The sequence below is a fragment of the Mesocryomonas lacus genome (assembly GCF_055730135.2).
Genome location: NZ_JBUZWE020000033.1, coordinates 1 through 3,533 on the forward strand (window position 1 = coordinate 1; position 3,533 = coordinate 3,533).

The window sequence follows — 3,533 nt, forward strand, 5'->3', positions numbered from 1 at the left end:
AGGCCAACGCCTGTTGGAGGACGTCGAAGGGGCGGTCGACCGGGCGCAACGACGCGTCGTCGAACCGCTTGGCGATCGGGCGGAAGACTTCCTGGCCATGCTTCGGGAAGTCGTGGAGGCGAACAACGCGGCAAGCCGGGTTCCCGTCAAACATTGACAGTCCGCCGCGGGAACGGTGGATTGCTCAAGGCTTGGCCGCCGTTCGTTGAACGTCGACGGCCGTGGAATCGTCATGCGTTTCCCGTCTGGGATGGCCCCTCAGTTCGGGCGGTAACGATCCAGCCAATGAGCGTAGGGGGCAGGCAGCGTTGTCCATGCTGCCTTGTCGACACCGAGTGCGAGCGCCGCGGCATATGGCCAATGGGGGTTTGCCAGGAGCGGGCGCCCAAGCGTCACGAGGTCGAGCTTGCTATCCGTGATGGCAGCCTCGGCGTCTTTTGGATCGAAGATGAAACGACTTGTCGTCACTGGCATGGCGGTCGCTTCTTTCACCTGCCGCGCAATTGGTACCATGAAGGCACGCCCCCTCGGTACATTCGCCGTCGGCGTCGAAAACCCGGCACTGACGTCGATGAGGTCGAGGCCCCCGGTCTTCATGCGGCGCACCATCTCGATCCCTTCTTCAAGGTCGTCCTGTCCCGTGAACTCCGTGACGCCGAACCGAGCAGTCAACGGAAGATGCTCGGGCCAGACCTCGCGAACGGCCGCGAGCGTTTCGCTGATGAAGCGCGCCCGACCATCGAAGTCGCCGCCGTAAGCATCCTCGCGCTTGTTCGACCAGGTCGAGAAGAAGCTCTGGGCCAGATAGCCATGGGCGAAGTGAAACTCCAGCCACTCGAAGCCCGCCTGCTGCGCACGCTGCGCGGCTGAGACGAAGTCGGCCTTCACGCGCGCGATGTCCTCGACTGTCATCGCCCTCGGCACCTTTGGGAGATGCTCGCCGTACGCGATCGCGGACGGTGCGATCGTCTCCCAGCCACGCGGATCGTCGGCCGCCATATGATCGTCGCCTTCCCACGGACGGTTCGAGCTTGCCTTGCGGCCCGCATGCGCGATCTGGATGCCAGGCACTGCACCGGCCGCCTTGATCAGGGCGACGGCCTTGCTCCAAGGCTCAATCTGCTGATCGTTCCACAGGCCGGGGCAACCTGGCGTGATGCGACCCTTGGGCGATACCGCGGTGGCTTCCGCGATCACGAGTCCCGAGCCGCCCCGTGCGAGGCTTGCAAGATGGGCATAGTTCCAGTCGCCGATCAGTCCGTCCTCGGCCGCATACTGGCACATCGGAGAGACGACGATGCGGTTGCGAAGGGTGACATCCTTGAGCTTGTAGGGCGTAAACAGTGCGGACATGGCATTCTCCGATACTATCGCTGCGGTTGGCTTGGCGTTCTTCTTGAAAAAGACCGTTGTTTTGTCGTCGGTAGCGCTCCGCGCTTGAGGCCTCGACCTGCTTCACTGCAAGGTCGCCCCCCCCCCCCCGGGGCTCGATCGGTACGCGACTGGCTACGTCCGGCCATTGTTGTTGGAGATCGCCCGCGGTAGAGCACCAAACCGTTCGACGGCGGCTGCAACCCGGTTGCGAGCCACTTAACCCTTGATCCAACTTCCATCTTGCTGCGCATCGATGGCGAGATCGAAGGTTTGGATGAAGCCCGCGATCATTCGGTAGTAGCCGAGGACGATGATGGCGTCGCTCAGCTCCTGGACGGAAAAGTGCCGTAGCGCGTGCTTGAACAACACACCCGGTGCCTTGTCCTTGACGAGAATGGCCTTCCCGAACCGCAGGAGCACGCGCTCGTTTTCGCTGAAGGCGTCGGTGTCATCGAGTCGCTCTTCCGCGATGGCGATGAACTGGTCCTGGCGGACGCCCGCCGCCTGAGCGATGGAAACATGCTGTTCCCATTCGTAGGCCACGCTTGCATGTGCTCCCACCAGCAACACGATCAGCTCCTTGTGATAGTCGGAGATTGTGAGGTCCCGGAAGATCGCATTCGTCAGGTCGATGACGGGAACGAAAGTCCCGACGCTATGACCCAGCATCTTGAAGAAGTTGACCTTGGTCGACAGGCTCTCAAACTTCTCTTGGACATTTTTCGGCAGGGTCTGAAAGTCTGGATAATCGATCTCGACCTTCGAGGTGATCTGGTCGTTACTCACGGACGGATTGGACATATTAAAACTCCTGTTGGGTGTTGGCGGGTGAACGTAAAACTGCTCCGCTTTATGACTTGGAATGGAACGGTGATCTGAAGTTCGCCGACTTGGTCTTCAGGTGGCGATGTCGTCGTGAAGCGGAACTTCCGTCCTCTCCGACATCCTCCGGCGATAAGCGTCGACCGCCGGAGGGTAGGAAACGCCCCGGACGATGGACAGCGCCCGCAGGTGGGCGAAGAGGTGGATGTCGTCCTCCGACAGTTCGCCGTTGACGGCGTCCGGCGAGCGCACGAGCGGCTCCAGTTGGAGAAGATGCGCGTTCGCCGCGGCGACGTGCTCTTCGGTCTCGGCCAGCCTGTCCTTGAAGGGGCCGATGACCTTCTCCTTGTTGCCCCTGAAGAAGGCGCGCGCTTCCTGCGTGGCGAACTCCGCCAACGGGGCGGCAGCCCAACGCGGCATCACCAGACGGTACAACGTCTGCGATCCTTCCTCGATCAAACGGGTCACTTCCGGGTTGGTCGGTCCGACCAAGACGCGGGGCTCCGTCATGGCGTCGACTGCGCGGACGATGTCCATGCTCTCCGGCGTGTAACGCCCATCGTGCTCGAGGATGGGGGCTACCTTCCGCCCGACCATTCGCTCGGGCGTCGCGGCGTCGTCGTTCGCCATCACGACGAGCTCGAACGGCAGGCCTTTCAAGCCGAAGATCTCACGTGCCTTCACGCAGAACGGACAGTGGTCGTAGACGTAGAGCTTCATGCGTCGTCCCCTGTGGTCATTGTGCGTGTGAAGCCGTCGAAGGACGTCATGTAGACGGCACCGAACTCGTCGAGCGTTGCCCGAATCTCCGGCGTGGTCGCTCCGTAGACAAAGAGCTTTTCGATCGTCACGAGTTCGAGGAAGCGCTCGGCGAACGGTGCGAACGTGTCCCTGACGTGTCCCAAGAGGTCGGGCGTCCGGTACCGCTCGACGATGTGCGCGACGGTCTGGTCGGCGTTGACGCTGTACTCGTAGCTGAGCGTGCCCGGCTCTTGGCGCGTCGCGGACACGATCCGGCCGACCAGCTCCTTGAACGTCTCGAAGTTCGCGGGATCCAGGGTCAAGTGGAAGATGCAGACGGTTTCGTCGGTCATGTGCTGCTCTCGGTGTCAGGTCGTGGAAGGGACCGGGAAGTCGGCTCGCGATGCAAAGCGCTTCCGGGGCTTGTCGTGTCTCAGTTCAGGTAACGGGCCGCAGGCGACATCGGGCTTCCACGCTCGCGCTCGGCGCAGCGGAAACTGGAGGGGCTCGACGGGTCGCCGCCTGTGAACTCGGGAAACCTCGGATAGGCGCAGATCGGCCGCCGGGCCTGGGACTTGGTGTCGCTGCCCCCTGCC

Annotated in this window: 4 protein-coding genes; all 4 read right to left on the reverse strand. The window is 62.4% G+C overall.

Features of this window, described 5'->3' with window-relative positions:
- Positions 1-258 precede the first annotated feature (258 nt).
- The 4 genes from ACZLZY_RS24665 to ACZLZY_RS24680 all read right to left on the reverse strand — a co-directional run bounded on the left by ACZLZY_RS24665 (position 259) and on the right by ACZLZY_RS24680 (position 3,290).
- Positions 259-1,353, reverse strand: coding sequence for an NADH:flavin oxidoreductase/NADH oxidase (locus tag ACZLZY_RS24665; protein WP_472936474.1), 1,095 nt, complete (start codon positions 1,351-1,353; stop codon positions 259-261).
- Positions 1,354-1,590: 237 nt separating this feature from the next.
- On the reverse strand, positions 1,591-2,175 hold the full coding sequence (locus ACZLZY_RS24670; protein WP_472936473.1) for a carboxymuconolactone decarboxylase family protein: 585 nt from the start codon (positions 2,173-2,175) through the stop codon (positions 1,591-1,593).
- Between the two features lie 96 nt (positions 2,176-2,271).
- Positions 2,272-2,916: a glutaredoxin 2 gene (gene grxB / locus ACZLZY_RS24675; RefSeq protein WP_472936472.1), complete on the reverse strand. Its 645-nt coding sequence runs from the start codon at positions 2,914-2,916 to the stop codon at positions 2,272-2,274.
- A complete protein-coding gene (locus ACZLZY_RS24680; RefSeq protein ID WP_472936471.1) occupies positions 2,913-3,290 on the reverse strand; it encodes a putative quinol monooxygenase in 378 nt (125 codons plus the stop codon). Before ACZLZY_RS24680 ends, grxB begins: the two co-directional genes overlap by 4 nt.
- Positions 3,291-3,533 lie beyond the last annotated feature (243 nt).